Origin of the sequence: Synechococcus sp. ATX 2A4, from assembly GCF_024346375.1 — a bacterium.
Classification (GTDB): Bacteria; Cyanobacteriota; Cyanobacteriia; order PCC-6307; family Cyanobiaceae; genus MW101C3.
Map to the genome: position 1 here is coordinate 82,252 of NZ_JAGQCV010000002.1, position 13,968 is coordinate 96,219.

General features: G+C 66.9%; 17 protein-coding genes. 10 read left to right on the forward strand and 7 right to left on the reverse strand.

Annotated elements, in window-relative coordinates:
- Nucleotides 1-12 precede the first annotated feature (12 nt).
- On the forward strand, nt 13-1,530 hold the full coding sequence (locus KBY97_RS02240; RefSeq protein ID WP_255145056.1) for a hypothetical protein: 1,518 nt from the start codon (nt 13-15) through the stop codon (nt 1,528-1,530).
- Here the strand turns inward: KBY97_RS02240 and KBY97_RS02245 are convergent.
- Nucleotides 1,463-1,843, reverse strand: coding sequence for a Spx/MgsR family RNA polymerase-binding regulatory protein (locus tag KBY97_RS02245; protein WP_255145057.1), 381 nt, complete (start codon nt 1,841-1,843; stop codon nt 1,463-1,465). The two genes, KBY97_RS02240 and KBY97_RS02245, sit on opposite strands and share 68 nt — an antisense overlap.
- On the reverse strand, nt 1,840-2,202 hold the full coding sequence (locus KBY97_RS02250) for a 2Fe-2S iron-sulfur cluster-binding protein (protein ID WP_255145060.1): 363 nt from the start codon (nt 2,200-2,202) through the stop codon (nt 1,840-1,842). Before KBY97_RS02250 ends, KBY97_RS02245 begins: the two co-directional genes overlap by 4 nt.
- A gap of 193 nt (nt 2,203-2,395) precedes the next feature.
- Here KBY97_RS02250 and KBY97_RS02255 point away from each other — a divergent pair, with 193 nt between their 5' ends.
- Nucleotides 2,396-3,124, forward strand: coding sequence for a class I SAM-dependent methyltransferase (locus tag KBY97_RS02255; protein WP_255145061.1), 729 nt, complete (start codon nt 2,396-2,398; stop codon nt 3,122-3,124).
- Nucleotides 3,125-3,263: 139 nt separating this feature from the next.
- Here the strand turns inward: KBY97_RS02255 and KBY97_RS02260 are convergent, their stop codons facing one another.
- A complete protein-coding gene (locus tag KBY97_RS02260) occupies nt 3,264-3,572 on the reverse strand; it encodes a hypothetical protein (protein WP_255145063.1) in 309 nt (102 codons plus the stop codon).
- A 241-nt stretch (nt 3,573-3,813) separates the two neighbouring features.
- Nucleotides 3,814-4,236: a hypothetical protein gene (locus KBY97_RS02265; RefSeq protein ID WP_255145065.1), complete on the reverse strand. Its 423-nt coding sequence runs from the start codon at nt 4,234-4,236 to the stop codon at nt 3,814-3,816.
- 243 nt (nt 4,237-4,479) lie between these two features.
- Between KBY97_RS02265 and KBY97_RS02270 the strand changes: the two genes are divergently transcribed.
- The 4 genes from KBY97_RS02270 to KBY97_RS02285 all read left to right on the forward strand — a co-directional run bounded on the left by KBY97_RS02270 (nt 4,480) and on the right by KBY97_RS02285 (nt 9,251).
- Entirely contained in the window at nt 4,480-6,300 is a 1,821-nt protein-coding gene (locus KBY97_RS02270; protein WP_255145066.1) for a proline--tRNA ligase, read from the forward strand.
- Between the two features lie 109 nt (nt 6,301-6,409).
- Complete coding sequence (psb27, locus tag KBY97_RS02275; RefSeq protein WP_255145254.1) at nt 6,410-6,832, forward strand: photosystem II protein Psb27; 423 nt, start codon at nt 6,410-6,412, stop codon at nt 6,830-6,832.
- A gap of 116 nt (nt 6,833-6,948) precedes the next feature.
- Nucleotides 6,949-8,262, forward strand: coding sequence for an adenylosuccinate synthase (locus KBY97_RS02280; RefSeq protein WP_255145067.1), 1,314 nt, complete (start codon nt 6,949-6,951; stop codon nt 8,260-8,262).
- A complete protein-coding gene (locus KBY97_RS02285; protein ID WP_255145068.1) occupies nt 8,262-9,251 on the forward strand; it encodes an adenosine kinase in 990 nt (329 codons plus the stop codon). Before KBY97_RS02280 ends, KBY97_RS02285 begins: the two co-directional genes overlap by 1 nt.
- Here the strand turns inward: KBY97_RS02285 and cutA are convergent.
- Nucleotides 9,187-9,561, reverse strand: a complete 375-nt coding sequence (gene cutA / locus KBY97_RS02290) for a divalent-cation tolerance protein CutA (RefSeq protein ID WP_255145069.1) — start codon at nt 9,559-9,561, stop codon at nt 9,187-9,189. The two genes, KBY97_RS02285 and cutA, sit on opposite strands and share 65 nt — an antisense overlap.
- A 2-nt stretch (nt 9,562-9,563) precedes the next feature.
- Nucleotides 9,564-10,394 carry a precorrin-6A/cobalt-precorrin-6A reductase gene (locus KBY97_RS02295; protein ID WP_255145070.1) on the reverse strand — a complete coding sequence of 277 codons (831 nt, stop codon included), beginning with the start codon at nt 10,392-10,394 and terminating at the stop codon, nt 9,564-9,566.
- Nucleotides 10,395-10,435: 41 nt separating this feature from the next.
- On the opposite strand from KBY97_RS02295, the gene KBY97_RS02300 reads away from it, so the two are divergent.
- Nucleotides 10,436-10,957 carry a single-stranded DNA-binding protein gene (locus KBY97_RS02300; protein ID WP_255145071.1) on the forward strand — a complete coding sequence of 174 codons (522 nt, stop codon included), beginning with the start codon at nt 10,436-10,438 and terminating at the stop codon, nt 10,955-10,957.
- Between the two features lie 11 nt (nt 10,958-10,968).
- On the opposite strand, the gene KBY97_RS02305 is transcribed toward KBY97_RS02300, so the two are convergent.
- Nucleotides 10,969-11,202 (reverse strand): hypothetical protein, encoded by a 234-nt coding sequence (locus KBY97_RS02305; protein ID WP_255145072.1) that lies wholly within the window; start codon nt 11,200-11,202, stop codon nt 10,969-10,971.
- Nucleotides 11,203-11,261: 59 nt separating this feature from the next.
- Here KBY97_RS02305 and KBY97_RS02310 point away from each other — a divergent pair, with 59 nt between their 5' ends.
- The 3 genes from KBY97_RS02310 to KBY97_RS02320 all read left to right on the forward strand — a co-directional run bounded on the left by KBY97_RS02310 (nt 11,262) and on the right by KBY97_RS02320 (nt 13,961).
- Nucleotides 11,262-11,825 carry a DUF2854 domain-containing protein gene (locus KBY97_RS02310; protein ID WP_255145073.1) on the forward strand — a complete coding sequence of 188 codons (564 nt, stop codon included), beginning with the start codon at nt 11,262-11,264 and terminating at the stop codon, nt 11,823-11,825.
- A 68-nt stretch (nt 11,826-11,893) separates the two neighbouring features.
- Nucleotides 11,894-12,835 (forward strand): acetylglutamate kinase, encoded by a 942-nt coding sequence (argB, locus tag KBY97_RS02315; RefSeq protein WP_255145074.1) that lies wholly within the window; start codon nt 11,894-11,896, stop codon nt 12,833-12,835.
- The gene (locus KBY97_RS02320) at nt 12,825-13,961 is read left to right on the forward strand and encodes a DUF3153 domain-containing protein (protein WP_255145075.1); all 1,137 of its coding nucleotides are present in this window, start codon (nt 12,825-12,827) and stop codon (nt 13,959-13,961) included. Before argB ends, KBY97_RS02320 begins: the two co-directional genes overlap by 11 nt.
- Nucleotides 13,962-13,968 lie beyond the last annotated feature (7 nt).

The following is a 13,968-nucleotide window of genomic DNA, read 5'->3' on the forward strand; positions in this document are numbered from 1 at the left end:
TGCTCGGTGCTCATGGTTCGCCCCCGCTGGCATGCGATCCGGCCCTTCGGCAGCAATGGGGTGGCCAGAAATTGGGATCGCTTTGTCGCGGTCTGGGCCAGCGTCAACTTGCTGTGGGTCTGCTTCGACCTCACTTATGTGCCGTTGCGCACCTTCTGGCTGCAGCGCAACCTCTACCCGCTGCCCTCGCTGCCGGTGGTGCTGCCGCTGCCACTCCTGCCGGACATCACGCCCTTCTACGACCCGGTGAAGGGCATCGAGCCGCACCGGGAAACCCAGGCCTATCTGGCGGCTTTTGGGCAGCTCGACCGAGCTCTCTCCGCCGGGGAAAGCGCCCCTGAACTGCGCCGCCGGCAGGTGGAACTCACCCGGCAGATGATCGACGACAACCCGTTCCTGGCCTCGGTGGGGGCGGGGACGTTGGAGAAGATCAAGAATCGCCTGCGTCAGCACGCTGACCAGGATTCGGCCAAGGACTCTTCGGCGACCCTCCTGAGCGACGACTGGCTGCGCCAGCACCCCTGGCAAACGGAACGCCGCTTCTGGCAGCAGCAGGTGCTGCCGCTTGTGTCCACCAACTACTGGCGATCAATCGACGAGAATGGCCGCCCCACCGACCACTTCTGGCGGCTGGACCTGCTGGCGTTCCAGAGCGTCTTCCTGCTCGACATCCTGTTGCGCGCCGCGCGGCTGCGGCGGCGTATCCCCGGCCTGAGCTGGCGGGGAGCGCTGCTGCGCCGCTGGACCGATCTGCCGCTGCTGCTCCCCTTCTGGCGCTGGCTGCGCCTGGTTCCCGTGGTGGAGCGGCTGCAGGTGAGCGGCCTGGTCAACTTTGAGCCGCTGCGCGCCGTGGTGAGCCGGGGGGTGGTGTCGCTGCTGGCCGTGGAGTTATTTGAGGTGCTGGCCTTGCAGCTGGTGGATGGGGCTCAGGGCTTGATCCGTTCGCCCCATTGGCCCCGGCGCATCCGGGCCCTGCGCAGCCACCAGACCGTCACCATCAATGACGAGCGCGAACTGGTGGAGCTGCTGCGCATCTGGGGGCCCCTGCTGCTCAACGATGTGATGCCGCGCCTGGCGCCGGAGCTGCAGGCCCTGCTGAGCCACATTCTTCAACAGAGCCTGCAGCAGACCATGGTGCCGCAGGCGCTACGCCAGCTTGCGCCGCTGTTGCAGATGGAGCAGGAGTTCGCCCGCCAGCTCTCTGCCGGCATGGTGGACAGCCTGCTGGAGCTCTCTCGCACGGCCGGCCGGCGGCTGGAATACCCCGATGACCGCCAGATCGACCTGATGCAGCGCTCCCTCGATCGCTTCTGGGAGGAGCTGGCCGGCAGCCTGGAATCAGGGCCAGCGGTGGCCCGCAGCCAGCAACTGCTGTGCTCCCTCCTCGAGGAACTCAAGCTCACTTACCTGGGCCAGATCAACCGCAGTGGCATCGATGCGCTGATCCGTGAGCTCGATCAGCTCACGGTGCCTGCGTCGCCGCCGACGGCAACAGCAGCGCCTGCCACTGCTGGGGATCAAAGCCCGTGAGCACGGTGCCGTTGGCGCTGATCAGAAAGGGTCTTTTGATCAATTTCCCGTCGGCGGCCAAAGCTGCCAAGGCGGCATCGTCGTCCATGGCTGTCACCACCGCCGAACCGAGCGCGCGGTAGCTGATGCCGCTGGTGTTGAACAAGCGGCGGTGTTCGAGCTGTTTGAAGGCTTGTCGCAACTCCTGCAGCGAAGGTGGCTGGAGGGTGATGTCGATCACCTCGGCATCCAGCCCCTGCTCGCCTAGCCAGCGGAGAGCTTTGCGGCAGGTGGAGCAGGCCGAGTAGCTGTAGACCCGCAGGCCCACGCTCACTTCAAACCAACGAGAGCCTTGAGTGCACCCACCAGGCTGTTGGAGCCCTTGCCGACGGCGGAATCGGGACGGGTACGGATGGTGACATCCCCCGTGACACTGGTGCGGCAGCTGAGGCGGTAGTTGGCCGGGCGGTCAGAAAGGTACACCTGCTCGACGTCGCTGCGGGGGGAGAGGTTGCGTTCGCCTTCCAGCACCTCCACCACGCAGGTGCCGCATTGGCCAAGGCCGCCGCAGTTGTTGAGGTTGTTCAACCCTTTGTAGGGGTTGATGCCGGCGTCAAGTGCCGCTTTGCGGAGGTTCGCCCCCTCGATGCAACCGACGTTCTGGCCTTCGTTTTCGAACCGGATCGTGGGCACGGCAGGGAGGGAGTCTTGGCGCCGACCAACCTACCTGCAGGCGGTGGCCCTTTCCCGCGAATGCAACGGTTGTTGGCCCATCGCCCAAGCTTGATGTCGCCGTCACTGCGCCAGCCAGCCAGCCAGCCAGCCAGCCAGCCAGCCAGCCAGCCGGCAGGGCCCCCCTAGCATTGTGAGCAACGGATTCTGGGCCTTGGCGTCAGCTGAAGTTTCTCCACTGGCAGATTTTCCACTGGCAGTTTCTCCTCCGATCGATCCCCTGGGGCCCGAGGGGTACGACCTCGTGGTCCAGCGCTTGATCCCCGGCTACGCCAGCCTGGCGCGGTTGGCCGTGGCCCTGCTCGCCGCCTCCCCGTTGGCTGCCCCTGAGGGGGCCGAAGTGCTGGTGGCCGGTTGTGGCACGGGGGCCGAGCTGGTGGAAGCCGTCGCCCAGCGCCCCGACTGGCAACTCACCGCGATCGATCCTTCCACGGCCATGCTCGATGCCGCCCGGCAGCGCCTCGGCGAGGCCGTCCCGATCCGCTGGCTGCAGACCACCGCCGAAGAGCTCACCTCCGAGCAGGGGTTTGCTGGAGCCCTCTCCGTGCTCGTGCTCCAGTCGCTTCCAGACGACGGCACCAAGCTTGCATTTCTGAGCGCGCTGGCGCGCTGCCTGCGGCCCGGTGGTCAACTCGTGCTGGTTGATCTGATGCGCCCGACACTGCCGCTGCTGCAGGAGCAGATCACCGAGGCCTGGCTTGGATTTCAGAAGGTGAGCGGTCTAGAGCTTGAGGCCGACCGGATTGCTCCCCTCACCCAGGGCCTGCATCCGATCGGAGATGCTCGCCTCACGGCGCTGGTGAATGCCGCAGGCTTCGGCGACCCGGCCCGCATCTTTCAGGCCCTCGATTACGAAGGATTTCTGCTGCAGCGTGTGACCTGAGCCGAGGCCACCGCGCATCAGCATCAGCCTGTTCCCGCCCGTCGCCAAGGGTCATCATCCGCCGAAGGGCTTGGGAGTCGGTTCCCCGAAACGGTTTCACCGAAATGCCTTCAGTGAAACGCCTTCAGCGGCAGACCATTCATCGAAACGCTTTTCTGGGGACGCCGAACAGATCGGTGGCTGAGGCAGATGGCTGTGCCTGAAGGCGTTGCAGGGGAGCTGTGGCGCTCGGCAGCCGGCTCAGGCGGGGCAGGACGGGAGGCCGGGCCCCCATCACAGAGATCAGCGGAATGAACACGGCCAGCAGCCCGATCAGACCACCCACCAGGGCCGAGCTGGAAAACAGGGCGGATTCCGTACTGAATGGATCCTCGCCGGGATCGGCTTCGGATTCATTGCGCGGGGAAGGAAGGTCTTCGGCTGGAAATCGAGGCTGGGCGGAGTCCATGGACGGGGATTAAGGGACACCCCCCGGGCCACGGGCTGCGGCGGCAAAGGCCGAAACACCATGGGTACGGGTGGCAGACCCTGCAACGACATCGTCTTGCCAAAGCAAGGATTTGAACGCTGCAGCGAAAGAAGGTGGCATTAAGCCACTTTCTCGAGGTTTGATCTTGTGCTGATTATGCCATCTTTTCAATTGCCCTGCCATGGGGCAGGCACGGTGGGTGGCATCGGAAGCCAACGGTTCAGGCTGCCGGCCGTGACTGCTCCATGTGCTCGCGTTTGCTGTTTAGATCGGTAGGAGCACGTTCCATGCCCTGAAGCAGGCGCCGAATCCCCTGGAGTTCGTCAAGAATGGAGCCGAGCAATTGCTGGGTGATGGTGGAAGGGGCGTTAAGAACTTCCACTGTGACTTCCTTGATGCGGAGCACATCACGGGCGAACCGGGCCACCTCATTGGGGTGAAACAGCAGCGCTTCCTTCTGGTCTGTGCGGTATTCCGGGTTGAGGCGCCGAGGGTTGAAAGGAGGATTGAGATTGCGTGGTTCAGTGTTTGTGTAGCGATACACCGAGGCGCGTGAGCGGTTCAAGGCGCGCTGCACCTCATCGATGGTGATCAGGCCTTCGGCCGCCGCGTCGGCGCTGAAGGGTTGGGCCTCCGGCGGCATAGAGCCAGGGACCGGCGGGGGAAGAGCAGAAGAGCCAGGGCCAGGACTGGCCACTCCACCCCCGAAAGCGGCCTTCGGTTGTGTGGACATGAGACAAGCCTGAGACGACTGGGACTGAAAGATGAATGTAGCAGAAGTCAGCGCTTCTTTTGGGTTCCCGCCGAGCCTTTCGACGTTGTCTTTGCCACTCACCCCTGCCGAGCGGCTCGGTGATAGCGTCCAGCACCTGCTCCGGTTCGCTCGATGCGTGTCTCCCGCCTGATGCTGGTGACGCTTCGTGACGATCCTGCGGAGGCGGAGATTCCCTCCCACCGGTTGCTGTTGCGGGCCGGGTACATCCGGCGCATCGGCTCCGGCATCTACGCCTACCTGCCCTTGCTGTGGCGTGTGCTGCAGAAGGTGTCGGCGATCGTGCGCGAAGAGATGAACGCCACTGGGGCGCTGGAAACGCTCCTGCCCCAGCTTCAGCCCAGCGAGCTCTGGGAGCGCAGCGGCCGCTGGCAGGGATACACCGCCGGCGAAGGCATCATGTTCCACCTGCTTGACCGGCAGGGACGTTCGCTTGGCCTGGGCCCCACCCACGAGGAAGTGATCACGGCCCTGGCGGCGGATCTGTTGCGTTCCTACCGCCAGTTGCCGGTTTGTCTTTATCAGATCCAGACGAAATTTCGCGATGAGATCAGGCCTCGCTTTGGACTGATGCGTGGACGGGAATTCATCATGAAGGACGCCTATTCCTTCCACGCCGATGAGCAGGATCTCAAGGCGGCCTACGGGGTGATGGATGAGGCCTACCGACGCATCTTCGAGCGCTGCGGCCTGCGTGCCGTGGCTGTTGAGGCCGACAGCGGCGCCATCGGTGGCTCGGCCAGCCAGGAATTCATGGTCACCGCCGATGCCGGTGAAGATCTGATCCTCGCCAGCCCTGATGGCCGCTACGCCGCCAATCAGGAACGGGCCTGCTCCCGGGTGGAGCCGGCGCGGCCTCTGCCAGTGGCGACACCGCCCACCTTGCTCGCCACTCCTGGGCAGCGTTCGATCGAGGCACTCTGCAGCGCCCATGGGTTCGAACCTTCTCAAACTGTGAAGGTGTTGGTATTGCTCGCCCGGTTCGCCAGCGGCGGGGCCAAGCCCGTGCTGGTGAGCCTGCGCGGCGATCAGTGCCTCAACACCGTGAAGCTTGCCAATGCGATCTCCGCCCGCTGCACCGAAGGCGGCGCCTTGCTGAGTGTGGAGCCGATCACGCCTGAGCAGTTGCTGGCCGAAGGGCTGGAGTGCTGGCCGTTGGGCTTCCTCGGCCCGCACCTGTCCGATGCGCTGCTGCAGGGGGGCGCGAACTGGCAGCCGCGTTTCCTGCGGCTGGCTGATCCGTCGGCCGCCGATCTGAGCGCTTTCGTGTGCGGCGCCAACCGCCTCGACCATCACCTGGTGGGAGCCTGCTGGGGCGGGGCCATGCCAACGCCTGATATCGCCGATCTGCGCGCTGCCCAGCCGGGCGACCGGTGCCTGCACGACCCCGAGCAGCGGCTGGAAGCCAGCCGCGGCATTGAGGTGGGCCACATCTTCCAACTGGGCCGCAAGTACTCCAGTGCGCTGGAGGCCAGCTTCACCAACGAGTCCGGGGTGGAGGAGCCGTTGTGGATGGGCTGCTACGGGATCGGTGTGTCGCGGCTGGCTCAGGCGGCGGTTGAACAGCACCACGACGCCAACGGCATCTGCTGGCCGCTGCCGATTGCGCCCTACGAGGTGATCGTGGTGGTGGCGAACATGCAGGAACCGGCGCAGGTTGCGCTTGCTGAGCGCCTTGAGGCAGCCCTTGAGGCCGGTGGGATCGAGGTGTTGCTTGATGACCGCCCCGAGCGCGCAGGGGTGAAGTTCAAGGACGCCGACCTGATCGGCATCCCCTGGCGTGTGGTGGTGGGGCGCGGGGCCGCCCAGGGCCAGGTGGAGCTGGTGGAACGCCGCAGCGGCGAGCGCCAGGAGCTGGCCGCCGCCGTTCTGCCCGCCCAGCTGATCGCTGTGGTGGCAGCGGGCCGTCGCGGCAAGGGCGCTCCCTCACGCTGAGCCCTGGGGCATCCGCTGGCATGGCTTATAGAGTTTCCCGATCCAATCAGGAGCCCCGATGGCCGCGCATCCCTGGCGTTTCGAAGCAGGCCAAGGCGCCTTCGGACTCCTGTTGCCCACTGTTCAACGTCTCGGCCGCCGGCTGATGGCGTCGGTCCTGATGGTGGCGCTCTTCCTCTCACTCACGCTCACGGCCTGCGGCAGTGCCACAGGCAACCTCAGCGGCGTCTACGTGGACGACACCGTGACCGTGGCGCAGAGCCTGCTGAGCACCATTGCGTTGGAGCAGGACGACCCCGCACGCGTCACGGCAGAGACCGACGCCCGCGCCCTGATCTCCGACTACATGGCGCTGTACCGCCCGAAGGCGAAGGTCAACGGCCTGCCTTCCTTCACCACCATGCAGACCGCCGTCAATTCACTGGCGGGTCACTACACCAACTACGCCAACCGCCCCCTCCCCGAGACGCTGCGCGCCCGGCTGGAGAAGGAGCTCAAGAAGGCAGAAACCAGTGCTGTGCGCGGCGCCTGAGGCCCTGACCACCCCCGGCTGGATCACAGATGCCGCCGGGGGCTTTACGAAGGGGCAGCTGATCTGAGAGGCTCTCTGTTTGTGCTTAGAAGCGGCTTCGGGCCGCTGTTTCCTTCTTGGCCAATGTCGTCGTCATCGGTGCTCAATGGGGTGACGAAGGCAAGGGAAAGATCACCGATCTGCTCAGCCGTTCCGCCGATGTGGTGGTCCGCTATCAAGGTGGTGTGAACGCTGGCCACACGATCGTGGTCGACGACAAGGTGCTCAAACTGCACCTGATTCCCTCGGGCATTCTTTATCCCGACACCACCTGCTTGATCGGGTCAGGCACAGTGGTCGATCCGAAGGTGATGCTCGGTGAGCTCGACATGCTCGCCACCTTCGGCATCGATATTTCTGGTCTGAAGCTGGCCTCCACGGCCCACGTGACCATGCCCTACCACCGCCTGCTGGATCAGGCGATGGAGCAGCGCCGTGGCGATCGCCGCATCGGCACCACCGGCCGTGGCATCGGCCCCACCTATGCCGATAAATCAGAGCGCAACGGCATCCGCGTGCTCGACCTGCTCGACGTGGACCGCCTGCGGGACCGCCTGCTGGCTCCCCTGGCCGAAAAAAACCTGATCCTCGAGCGCATCTACGACCTGCCCCCGCTCGATCCCGAGGACGTAATCCTCGAGTACGCCGCCTACGGCCAGCGGCTGGCGCCCCACGTGGTCGATTGCACCCGCACGATCCACGAGGCCGCCCGTGCCCGCAAGAACATTCTCTTCGAGGGGGCGCAGGGCACCCTGCTCGACCTCGACCACGGCACCTACCCCTACGTCACCTCGTCCAATCCGGTGTCCGGCGGTGCCTGCATCGGCGCAGGGGTGGGCCCCACCTTGATCGACCGTGTGATTGGCGTGGCCAAGGCCTACACCACCCGCGTGGGCGAAGGGCCGTTCCCCACTGAGCTCGAAGGCAGCCTCAACGATCACCTCTGCGATCGCGGCCATGAGTTTGGTACCACTACCGGTCGGCGCCGGCGTTGTGGTTGGTTCGATGGCGTGATCGGTCGCTACGCCGTGCAGGTGAACGGCCTCGATTGCCTGGCGATCACCAAGCTCGATGTGCTCGATGAGCTCGACGAGATCCAGGTCTGCGTGGCCTATGAGCTCGATGGCGAGCGCATCCACCATTTCCCCAGCAGCGCCGAGGATTTCGCCCGTTGTCAGCCGATCTTCGAAACCCTGCCGGGCTGGCAGAGCTCCACCGCCGACTGCCGCCAGCTCGAAGAGCTGCCCGATACGGCAATGGCTTACCTGCGCTTCCTCGCTGAGCTGATGGAAGTGCCGATCGCCATCGTGTCCCTCGGTGCTCAACGCGACCAGACGATCGTGGTGGAGGATCCGATCCACGGTCCCAAGCGGGCCCTGTTGAGCGCGTGATGTCCAAAAACTTTGATGTCGTTGGCATCGGCAACGCCATCGTGGATGTGCTGGTGCAGGCCGACGACGCCTTCATCGACGCCCATGGCCTCACCAAAGGCACCATGGCCCTGGTGGACGAAGCCCAGGCCGAGCGCCTCTACGCCGTTTGCGGCCCTGGCCTGGAAACCTCAGGCGGATCGGCCGCCAACACGCTCGCGGGCGTTGCCCAGCTGGGCGGCCGCGCCGGCTTCATCGGCCGTGTTCGCAACGATCAGTTGGGAGGGATCTTCGCCCATGACATCCGGTCGGTGGGCGCGCGCTTTGAGACGCCCCCCACCACCTCCGGGCCCTCCACGGCCCGGTGCCTGATCCTGGTCACCCCCGATGCCCAGCGCACGATGTGCACCTACCTGGGGGCCTCGGTGACGCTCGACCCCGCCGACCTCGACCTGGAACTGGTGGCCCAGGCAAAGGTGCTTTACCTGGAGGGCTACCTCTGGGACTCCGAGCCGGCCAAGCGGGCCTTCATCGCTGCCGCTGAGGTGGTGCGCGCCCATGGCGGCGAAGTGGCCCTCAGCCTCTCCGATGGCTTCTGCGTGGAGCGGCACCGCGCCAGTTTCCTTGAACTGGTGGATGGCCACGTGGATCTGCTGTTCGCCAACGAGCTGGAGATCTGCGCCCTTTACGCCACCGACAGCTTTGAGCAGGCGGTGGCCCTGGTGCGTGGCTGTTGCAAGGTGGCCGCGCTCACCCGCAGCGAACAGGGATCGCTGGTGCTGGCGGGAGAGGTCAGCCACACGATTGCCCCGTATCAGTTAGGGCCGTTGCTGGATACCACCGGCGCCGGCGACCTCTATGCCGCCGGATTCCTGCACGGCTACACCCAGGGCCAGAGCCTTGAAGCCTGCGGCCGGCTGGGTTCGCTCTGTGCCGGCCTGGTGGTCACCCAGCTGGGGCCTCGCCCCCAGGCCTCCCTGCAGGATCTGGTACGCCTGCATCTGGGCTGAGCGGGGCCAGCTCGCCCTCCATCCAGAGGCCGTAGGCGCCTGCGGTGTGGGTGGTCCAATGGATCCACTCGGGGGTGTCATAGCTGTGCAGCTCCTCCAGGAGGTGTTTCAACCCCTCCAACTGGGTGGCGCTGGTTTTGATCAGCAGCTGAACTTCCGTGCTCCGCTCGATCCTTCCTTGCCAGTGATAAAGCGAGGTGATCGGCAGCAAGGTGATACAGGCCGCCAGCCGCGCTTCAAGCAGGGCCTGCGCCAGGCGCTCGGCGTGGGCGGTGTCCGCTTCGGTGGTGAGCACCAGCTCGATTGCCATGGCTAGAGCCTGCTGGGGGGCTGGCCCAGCTTCTCCAGCAGCCCCGGCAGTGGCAATCCTTCCACTCCCACCGGTTCGGCGGGCCGCGCCAGCAACAGCAGCCGCAGATTTCTGGCGACACACAGCTGTTGCCAGCCGCGCTCCGTGCTGCCGCCCGACTGACGGCACAGCACCGCCGTGATCCCCCACTGCCGCAGCAGCGCCTGCTCGATGCCGAGAGCCGCCGCCGCCGCCCCTGCCCCTGCCCCTGCCCCTGCCCCTGCCGGACGCAGGCAGGCCAGGTGGGCATCCGGCAAGCCCGCCGCTCGCGCCTGCTGCAGGCTGGCGGCTGTGGGCAGCACCCGGGCGAACAGTTCCGCGCCGCTGGCATGGGCAGCCGCGGTGGCCAGCTGGCGGGCGCCGATCGCCAACAGCAGCCGTTGGCCGTCGAGATCCTTCCCCGCCAGTTCCTGCAGATTGTTCAGCAGGGTCTGCCGTGGGGCGAGAGGTGGCTCCAGCGGGCGCAGCAGCCGCAGCAGCGGTTGCCCCAGCGGCCCGCAGGTTTCCGCCAGCTGGGCACTGATCTGCACTGCGAAGGGATGGCTGGCGTCGATCACGCACTGGTACGGGCGCTGCTGAAGCCGCGCTGCCCCAAGACGCCGCTGGATGCCGGCGCTGCCCTCAATCGCGCCCACCTCCAGCTGCAGCAGCGGGTGACGGGGATAGGCGCGCCCCGCCGCCTGGCTCACCACCGAGACAGTGAGCTCCCAGCCACAGGCCAGCAGCGCCGCAGCGAGCCGGGGCCCCTCACCGGTGCCGGCGATCAACCACAGCCGCCCGCTGGTGCAATTCACGGCCGTGCATCAGGATGTGGCCCGCTGGTGCGGACGGAGAAATGAATCACTGCTTGCTGGAGGGGGTGGTGCTGGAGGCGCCCCAGGTGCGCTACACCCAGGACAACCAGACGCCGGTGGCGGAGATGGCGGTGCAGATCGATGGTCTGCGCCCCGACGATCCGCCCGGCCAGGTGAAGGTGGTGGGCTTCGGCAATCTGGCGCAGGACCTGCAGAACCGCGTCCAGGTGGGCCAGCGTCTCGTGCTGGAAGGGCGCCTGCGCATGAACACCGTGAACCGTCCGGATGGCACCAAGGAAAAGCGGGCCGAGTTCACCCTCTCCCGGCTCCATCCCCTGGGCGGTGCTGGTGGCATGGGTGGGGGTGGCGGGAACGTCGTGCCGGCCATGGCGCCGGCGCCAGTGCCTGTCTCAGCGCCGGTGGGGGCCCCACGCGCCGCTGCACCCGTGCGCCAGCCGGTGCGGCAGAGCCCGCCGCCTGCGGCTCCAGCCCCCGCCACACCCACCTGGAATTCCGCTCCCCTCGTGCCTGATACCCAGGAGGAAGACGACATTCCTTTTTGAAAGGAAGCAGGTCAGTCGGGTTGCAGCTTTTCGCTGGCCTGGTCGAGCATCTGGCCGAGTTCCCGTTCCAGGGCTGCCAGGTCAAGGCGCAGCTCACTCCAGCGGCCCGCATCGATCTGGCGCAGCAGCCAGAGCCGGTCTTCCGTGAGCTGATCGAGCAGCACCCGGTTGCTCGGTGCAGGCCCGGCATCAGCGCTGGTGGCCACCGCAGGATCGGGGCTGTCGGCAGGCGGCGACAGGGACATGGAAACGGATCGCTGGCGTTGCCTCTCCATCCTGCACGGCTTTGCTGGAGGATGGAGCCATGCAAGCCCTCACCTCGCCCGGCAGCCTGCTCACGATTCTCGGAGCGGTGCTCACCGTGATCGGTTCGATCGCGTACGTCACCGACAGCCCGAACATCAGCTTGGCGGGCGTCTTCTATGGCATCCCTGTGTTGTTGGGCGGCCTGGCGCTGAAATCCTCGGAGTTGCCGCCTGCCGAGCGACTCACACCCCCGGCCACCCTCCAGAGCCTGCGGGAAGAGCCGGCCAGCGAGCCGCTACGCAAGCTGCTCAAGGATGTGACCCGTTGGCGCTACGGCCAAAAGGCCCACCTGGAATCCTCCCTTGAGGCCCTCAAGCTCTGGGACGAGGACAGCCCCCCCGAACTGCTGAGCGTGGCTGAGGTGGAGCTGGGCGGCGCCTATGGCCTGATCCTGCGCTTCCGCCTCAACGGGGTGAGCCTGGAGCGCTGGCAGGCCAGGCAGGATCGGCTCGGCCGTTTCTTCGGCCCGGGTCTCACCGCCGAGTTGCGGCCACTTGATGCCTCCTTGTTGGAGTTGGCGCTGCATCCCGCGGCCCCCGTTGCCCCTGGGGCTGTGACCTGATCCCGGCCGGCGCTTCGATCCCGGCCCCGTCACCGCATTCACTTCACCCTTCATCACCCCGCAGTGCATTGAGCCAGGACCCCTTGATCAGTACGGAGGACAGCCTGCGGGTCTCCGTCCTCAGCGAAGCCCTCCCCTACATCCAGCGCTTCGCTGGCCGCCGCGTGGTCGTGAAGTACGGCGGTGCGGCCATGGCCCACAAGTCGCTGCAGGAGGCAGTGTTCCGCGATCTGGCCCTGCTCGCCTGCGTGGGGGTCCGGCCGGTGGTGGTCCACGGCGGTGGCCCGGAGATCAATCAGTGGCTCTCTCGCCTGGCGATCGAGCCCCAGTTCCGTGATGGCCTGCGCGTCACCGATGCCACCACCATGGATGTGGTGGAGATGGTCCTGGTGGGCCGCGTCAACAAGCAGATTGTCAACGGCCTCAACCGGCTGGGTGGTCGGGCCGTGGGGCTCTCCGGCAGCGACGGGGGGCTGGTGGAGGCTCGAGCCTGGGGTGGCGGTTCCCACGGGTTGGTGGGGGATGTGGCTGCCGTCAACCCCGCCGTGCTCACTCCCCTGCTCGACGCGGGCTACATCCCGGTGATCTCCAGTGTGGCCGCCAACGCCGAGGGCCAGGCCCACAACATCAACGCCGACACGGTGGCGGGCGAACTGGCCGCTGCCCTGCAGGCCGAAAAGCTGATCCTGCTCACCGATACGCCCGGCATCCTTGCCAACCGGGACGATCCCAGCTCCTTGCTGCGCCAGCTGACCCTGGCCCAGGCCCGCGAACTGATCGCCAGCGGCGTGGTGGCCGGCGGCATGACCCCCAAGACCGAATGCTGCATCCGCGCCCTGGCCCAGGGGGTGGGGGCGGCCCACATCGTCGATGGCCGGGTCCCCCACGCCCTGTTGCTCGAGGTGTTCACCGATGCCGGCATCGGCACGATGGTGGTTGGCCGCTCGCAGCAGGGCGCCGCGCCCGTCGTGCCCGTTCGCCGCTCCGGCTTGCCTGGCCATGGAGGATGAGCCCTTACTGAGCGCGCGCCGCGCTCTCGATCGCGGTGATTACGGCCAGTGCCTGCGCTTGCTCCAACCCCTGGCCGACCAGCACCCACCCAGTTCCCCGTTCGGCGGCCAGCTGCGTCTGTTGATGGTCACCGCCTGGATCGGCCAGGGCGACACCGCCGCTGCCCAGGCCTGCTGCCGCAGCCTCCAGGCCAGCACCGACGCCGAGCTGCGTCTGCAGGCGAGGGATCTGCAGATGATTCTCGATGCCCCGGCGTTGCAGCGGCCGGCCAATTGGTCTCTCACCTTGCCGAGCCTCGGCGCGGCAGAACCCCTGGAGGGCCGACTGAAATCAGCCAGCCGCTGGACGCCGCTCCGTGACCGGCCGCCCGAGCCGCCGCCGCCGCCGGTGGGGCCCACGCGCCAGCCGCTTGGTTTTGCTGTCGTCGCGCTGGTGGTGCTGCTGCTGCTCACCCTGCTGAGCGGATGCCTGCGGGTGGACACGCAGCTGCAGTTCACGGGCCCGGGGCGGCTGCAGCTCACCCAGGTCTGGAGCAGCGACACCGGCCGCCAGCTTCCCTGGCAGCAACGCTTCGCCACGGCCCTGCGGGAGGGCGATCCTGGTGGTCGCCTGAGCGTGAGCGGTGACGGCCCGCGCCAGGTGCTGCGCAGCCCGTCTCTGCCGGCGGCGGAGATTCAGGCTCTGCTGGCACGCACCATGGCCCTGGCTGCTGAACGGATCGGGGTGGAGCTGCCCCCGCCCCGCCTTGAACTCAGTGAGCGGAACTGGCTGGTAGGCGTGCGCCAGCACCTGTGGCTGGAGCTCGATCTCCAGGCTCTCGACGCCGTTCCGGGGCTCGATCTGCAGATGTTGCTCCGCCCGGTATCTCCTGCTGCCGTGCGCCAGGCCACCCCCCGGCCGCCCGCCCGCGAAGGATCCGGCGTGCGCTGGCCCCTCGCCACCGGCGCCGCCAATCGCTTGGAGCTGCACACCTGGCGCTGGAGCCTGCTGGGCCTCGGTGGGCTGGTGATCCTGCTTCTGCTCAGTGCTGTTCTCGCCCTGCAGCGGTTGCGTTGGTCGGCGGGGTTTGGCTGGCCCGAGCTGCCCGTGCCGCCTGCCAGCGACGGGAATGACCTTGAGCACTGAGGGCCCG